We start from the raw sequence: 5,841 nt of genomic DNA, 5'->3' as shown, positions 1-5,841 counted from the left end.
CGCACCCGGGCGTGCCGCCAAGCCAGTCGCGCGACCGGGATGCCCGACGCCGCTCGTGCCGCCGGGCCCTCCCGCGCCGCTCACGCCGGAATGCCGTCCCGGCGAGGCCAGGGAGGGCGGGACGGCCGAGGCGGCCAGGCCCAGGACGACGAGCAGCGTGGGGCGGAAGGGCTTCAACAACGCTCCTGGCGGGCCGGATCCAGCAGGGGGACCCAGCCAACCAAGGACCGTTCCAGGCCGTGCCCGTAATCGCCGTCAGGCGTCCAAGACCTGGTCCTCCCGTTGCACGACGGGAGGCAGCGTTGACCACGGGAAGTTGATCCAGCGGTCGGTGTGCCGCCACACGTACTCGCACTTCACCGTGGAGTGGGGCTTCTCGTAGACGACGGCGCAGCGGACGTCGGCGACGTGGTCGGCGCAGAAGTCCCGGACGAGCTTGAGGGTCGCGCCGGTGTCGGCGACGTCGTCGGCCACCAGGACGCGCGCGCCCGACAGGTCGACCGGGGCGGGGACGGGCGGGAGCATGACGGGCATGTCGAGGCGCTGGTCCACGCCGGTGTAGAACTCGACGTTCATGACGTGCAGGTTCTTGACGTCCAGGGCGTAGCCGAGCGATCCGGCCACGAACAGGCCCCCGCGCGCGATCGACAGGATCAGGTCCGGCTGGTAGCCGCTCTCGGCGACCATGGTGGCCAGCTCGCGGCCGGCGGTGCCGAACAGTTCCCAGGTCAGGACTTCTCTTTCAGCATCAGACACAGATGTATCTTCGCGGACGCGGCGGACCGCTCAGTCCCAGGGGCACCCCTAACGCGCCACCCCGTCCCAGCGGACATCCGCCCGCAGGCGTCCTCGCGCCACGCTCAGGCCGCCCGCACCGGACGGCCGGAAAATGATTCAGGTCACGGAGGGGGTGCCGGGCGGTGAACCGCGCCGGCTTGGCCGCGAGCACGGCGGACGGGCGGTAGCGTTGGGCGTCGTGCCCGCCCCTGATCTGCTCTCCAGCTCCGCCGACACCGACGCCGAGGATTCGGCCGGTTCCGCGCGTCCCGCCAAGACCGGGCGCGTGCCCGACACCGCCGCGCTCCTCTCCGCCGCCGTGCAGGCCATCGGCGGAGCCGAACGGTCCGGCCAGGTGGCCATGGCGGAGGCCGTCGAGCAGGCGCTCCACAGCGGCGAGCATCTGGCCGCGCAGGCCGGCACGGGCACCGGGAAGTCGCTCGCGTACCTGATCCCGGCCATCCGGCACGCGGTGACCACGGGCCGGACGGTCGTGGTCTCGACCGCGACGATCGCGCTCCAGCGCCAGCTCGTCGACCGCGACCTGCCGCGCCTCGCCGAGGCCCTGCGGCCGCTCCTCGGCACCGAGCTGAAGTTCGCGATCCTCAAGGGCCGCCGCAACTACCTGTGCCTCCACCGCGTCCAGACCGGTGCGCCGGAGGAGGACGACGACCACGGCCTCTTCGACCCCCAGCAGCTGTCCGTGCTCGGCCGCCAGGTGAAGCGCCTGAACGAGTGGGCGGACGAGACCACCACCGGCGACCGGGACGAGCTGGTCCCCGGTGTGACCGAGCAGGCCTGGCGGCAGGTCGCGGTCACGGCCAAGGAGTGCCTCGGGGCGACGCGCTGCCCCCAGGGCACCGAGTGCTTCGCGGAGCTGGCCCGCGCCCAGGCGGGTGAGGCGCACATCGTCGTCACCAACCACGCGCTGCTCGCGATCGACGCGCTGGAGGAGTTCCAGGTCCTCCCCGAGCACGACGTCGTGATCGTGGACGAGGCCCACGAGCTGGTCGACCGCGTCACCGCCGTGGCGACGGGCGACATCTCGGCCTCGGCCGTGGACGCCACCGCGCGGCGCTGCGGACGGCTCGTCGAGGAGGGCGTCGCCGACCGGCTCAAGGGGTCCGCCGAAGATCTGACCCTCCTCCTGGAGGAACTGCCCGCCGGGCGCATGGACGTCCTGCCGGAGGCGCTCGGCAACGCGCTCGCCGTCGTCCGGGACGCCGCGCACGCCTGCCTCACCGCGATCGGCCCGGAGAAGAAGGAGATGGACCCGGCCGACGCGGGCGCGCGCAAGGCGGCGCGCTCGGCGCTGGAGGATCTGCACGACACGTCCGTCCGGCTGCTGGAGTCGTACCAGGTCGAGATCGCGGCGCGGAACGAGGTCGTCTGGCTGGAGAAGCCGTTCGTCCAGGACGGGCGTCCGAAGCGTCCGCCGACTCTGCACGTGGCCCCGATCGGGGTGGGCGGGCTCCTGCGCAGCACGCTCTTCGAGAAGCGCACGGCCGTGCTGACCTCCGCCACGCTCACGCTGGGCGGGTCCTTCGAGCCACTCGCGCGCCAGTGGGGCCTGCCTCCGCTGGAGGTCCCGAACCAGCGCGGCGCCGACGCGAACCCCACCGAGGACGAGGCCGCGGACACGAAGGGCAAGAGCAAGGAACTCGCCTGGACGGGCATCGACGTCGGCTCGCCCTTCGACCACCCCCGCTCGGGCATCCTCTACGTGGCGCGGCACCTGCCCCAGCCCGGACGCGACGGCCTCCCCGACGCCTACCTGACCGAGATCACCGAGCTGATCGAGGCCGCCGGAGGCCGCGCGCTCGGCCTGTTCTCGTCGATGCGGGCCGCCCGGCAGGCCGCCGACGAGCTGAAGGACCACCTGTCGCACCCGCTGCTCTGCCAGGGCGAGGACTCCACGTCCCTGCTGGTCAAGCAGTTCGCCGAGGACGAGCGGACCTGCCTGTTCGGCACCCTGTCGCTCTGGCAGGGCGTGGACGTCCCGGGCCCGTCGCTGCAGTTGGTGATCATGGACCGGATCCCGTTCCCGCGCCCGGACGACCCGGTGGCGTCCGCCCGCCAGCGCGCGGTCGCGGCGCGCGGCGGGAACGGCTTCATGGCGGTGGCGGCGACGCACGCGGCGCTCCTGCTGGCGCAGGGCGCGGGCCGCCTGCTGCGCTCGATGGACGACCGGGGCGTGGTGGCGATCCTCGACCCGAGGCTCGCGACCGCGCGCTACGGCGGCTTCCTCAAGTCCTCACTGCCGCCGTTCTGGGCCACCACCGACCCGCAGACCGTCCGGGGGGCGCTGCGCCGCCTGGACCAGGCCGCCGGGGCGGAGAACGACGACGAGCGGGACGCCGAGTGAGTTCTCGGCCTCCCGCCCGCCAGGGAAGTCTCACCAGCCGCCAGGCAACCCCAGGCAAGCCAGGCAACGCCCCCCTGAGGGTCAGGGGCGGTAGGTCCCCAGGAAGTCGCCGATCCGGCCGATCGCCTCTTCCAGCTCGTCGGCGTACTGCAAGGTGACGATCCGGAAGTGGTCGGGCGTCGGCCAGTTGAAGCCGGTGCCCTGCACGACCAGGATGTTCTGCTGCTCCAGCAGCTCGAACGCGAACCGGACGTCGTCCTTGACCGGGTACATCTCGGGGTCCAGGCGCGGGAACACGTAGAGCGCGCCCTCCGGCCGGACGCAGCTCACGCCCGGGATGCCGTTCAGCATCTCGGCGGCCCGGTCGCGCTGCTCGCCGAGGCGGCCGGTCGGCAGGACGAGCTCGTCGATGCTCTGCTTCCCGCCGAGCGCCGCCTGGACGGCGTACTGCGCCGGGACGTTCGGGCAGAGCCGCATGTTCGCCAGGATGTCCAGGCCCTCGATGTAGGACTCGGCGTGCTCCTTCGGTCCGGAGAGGATCACCCAGCCGGCCCGGAACCCGGCCACCCGGTAGTTCTTCGACAGCCCGCCGAAGGTCAGGCACAGCAGGTCGGGGGCCAGCGAGGCGATCGAGGTGTGCTCGGCGCCGTCGTACAGGATGCGGTCGTAGATCTCGTCGGCGAAGATCAGCAGGCCGTGCCGGCGGGCCAGCTCGGTGATCCCGAGCAGCACCTCGCGCGGGTAGACCGCGCCGGTCGGGTTGTTCGGGTTGATGATCACGATCGCCCGGGTGCGGTCGGTGATCTTGGCTTCCATGTCGGCCAGGTCCGGGGCCCAGCCCGCCGCCTCGTCGCACCGGTAGTGCACCGGGACGCCGCCCGACAGCGACGCCGCGGCCGTCCACAGCGGGTAGTCGGGGGTGGGGATGAGCACCTGGTCGCCGTCGTCCAGCAGCGCCTGGAGGGTCATCACGATCAGCTCGGAGACGCCGTTGCCCAGATAGACGTCCTCGACGTCCACTCCGGCGATGCCGGTCTCCTCGCAGCGCTGGACCACGGCGCGGCGCGCGGGCAGGATGCCCTTGGAGTCGCTGTACCCGTGCGCCTCCGGCAGGTTGCGGATCATGTCCTGCAGCAGCTCGGGCGGGGCCTCGAAGCCGAACGGGGCGGGGTTGCCGATGTGCAGTTTGAGGATCCGGTTGCCCTGCGCCTCGAGTTCCTTGGCGCGCTTCAGGACCGGACCCCGGATGTCGTAACAGACGTTCGCGAGCTTGCCCGACTGGTTGACCTGCATTGCACCAGCCTATCCAGGCAAACCCACGCATCCCGCGCCGCACCACCCGCTCAGCCCCCAGGCCCGGTCGGGCGGCCCCTGTGCCCCACCCCCGCGCGCACGAGGCCGGCGACGCCGTCCGCCCCTGGGGTGAGTCAGGGAGCGGACGGCGTCCGGACGGACCTCACGCAGAGGCCACGGCGGTCAGTGCGGGCAGCTTGGCGGCGCGCCGGGCGGGCCGCAGCGCCGCCAGGACGCCGGCGACCGCGCCGACCAGAAGGATCACCACGAGGGGGACGGCCGGGACCGCGAACGGGTTCGACAACGCGCTGGCCAGGGCCCATCCGAGGAAGAGGCCGAAGCCCGCGCCGCCCGCCGTGCCGAACAGCGACACGATGAGCGACTCCCAGCGGATCATCGCGCGCAGCTGCCGCCGGGTCGCGCCGACCGCGCGGAGCAGGCCGAGCTCACGCGTCCGCTCGTGGACCGACAGGGCGAGGGTGTTGGCGATCCCGAGCAGGGCGATCACGATCGCGAGCGCCAGCATCACGTACACGATGCCGAGGAAGGCGTTCATCTGCTCGGTCTGCGCCGCGACGTACTGCGTCCGGTTCTGGACATCCGGCGCGCCGTACGAGCGGGCGAGCGAGGTGAGCGCCGCCCGCGCGTCTCCCTCGGACACGCCCGGCTTGGGCAGGGCGAACGCCGCGAGGTCGAGCGGCCTCCGGTTGTGCTCCGCCCAGACCGTCCGCGGGACGAGGTAGTCCCCCGCGAGGTCGGTGCGCTTGTAGATCGCCCCGACCGTCATGGGCACGCGCGAACCGTCCGAGAAGGTCACGGTCACGGCCGACCCGACGTGCCATTTCCGCTCGTCGGCGACCTTCTTCCCGACCGCCAGCACCCTCGGCCCCGGCTGCCCGGCCCCCGCTGCGGACGGCGCGCCCGTGCTGGGAGCCGGGTCGGACGGGAGGGCGCCGGACGTGACGTCCAGACGCAGCACGCTCCCGAGTCGCGCGGGATCGGCGACGCCGACCGTGGCGGAGCGCCCGTCCACGCGGGCGGCGCCCTTGCCGAGGCCCGCGGCGGTCTGGATCTGCGGCAGAGCGGCGGCGCGCGCGGCCAGGGACGGCTCGAACCCGCCGGTGTCGTTGCTCCCGCCGTTCACGACCAGCCCCGACCGGAACGAGCCCGCGACCCCGTCCTCCAGGGACGCGCGCATCGACCCGGCGAAGACGGTGAGCAGCGTCACCACGCCGACGCCGATCATCAGCGCGGTCGCGACCCCGGCGGTGCGGCGCGGGGTGCGCACGGCGTTCTCGCGGGCGAGCCGTCCGGGCACGCCGCGCAGCCGCGCCGCGGGCATGCCGATGAGGGCCGCGGCCGGACGGGCCGCGACCGGTCCCAGCGCCACCATCGCGGCCAGCGAC

At 73.2% G+C, this 5,841-nt stretch carries 4 protein-coding genes; 1 reads left to right on the top strand and 3 read right to left on the bottom strand.

The features are described from left to right. Positions 1-255: 255 nt before the first annotated feature. Entirely contained in the window at positions 256-756 is a 501-nt protein-coding gene (locus AB0J52_RS24020; protein WP_500184314.1) for a phosphoribosyltransferase, read from the bottom strand. Between the two features lie 220 nt (positions 757-976). On the opposite strand from AB0J52_RS24020, the gene AB0J52_RS24015 reads away from it, so the two are divergent. Further along, positions 977-3,142 (top strand): ATP-dependent DNA helicase, encoded by a 2,166-nt coding sequence (locus tag AB0J52_RS24015; protein WP_500184312.1) that lies wholly within the window; start codon positions 977-979, stop codon positions 3,140-3,142. Positions 3,143-3,223: 81 nt separating this feature from the next. Here the strand turns inward: AB0J52_RS24015 and AB0J52_RS24010 are convergent, their stop codons facing one another. Beyond that, positions 3,224-4,435 carry a pyridoxal phosphate-dependent aminotransferase gene (locus AB0J52_RS24010; RefSeq protein WP_500184310.1) on the bottom strand — a complete coding sequence of 404 codons (1,212 nt, stop codon included), beginning with the start codon at positions 4,433-4,435 and terminating at the stop codon, positions 3,224-3,226. Between the two features lie 163 nt (positions 4,436-4,598). Beyond that, on the bottom strand, positions 4,599-5,841 hold a 1,243-nt coding region (locus AB0J52_RS24005), incomplete at its 5' end, for an FtsX-like permease family protein (protein WP_500184308.1).

Origin of the sequence: Spirillospora sp. NPDC049652, from assembly GCF_040675125.1 — a bacterium.
GTDB lineage: Bacteria > Actinomycetota > Actinomycetes > Streptosporangiales > Streptosporangiaceae > Spirillospora.
Note: the sequence above shows the minus strand (reverse complement) of the source record. Positions and strands in the feature narration are given on the sequence as shown.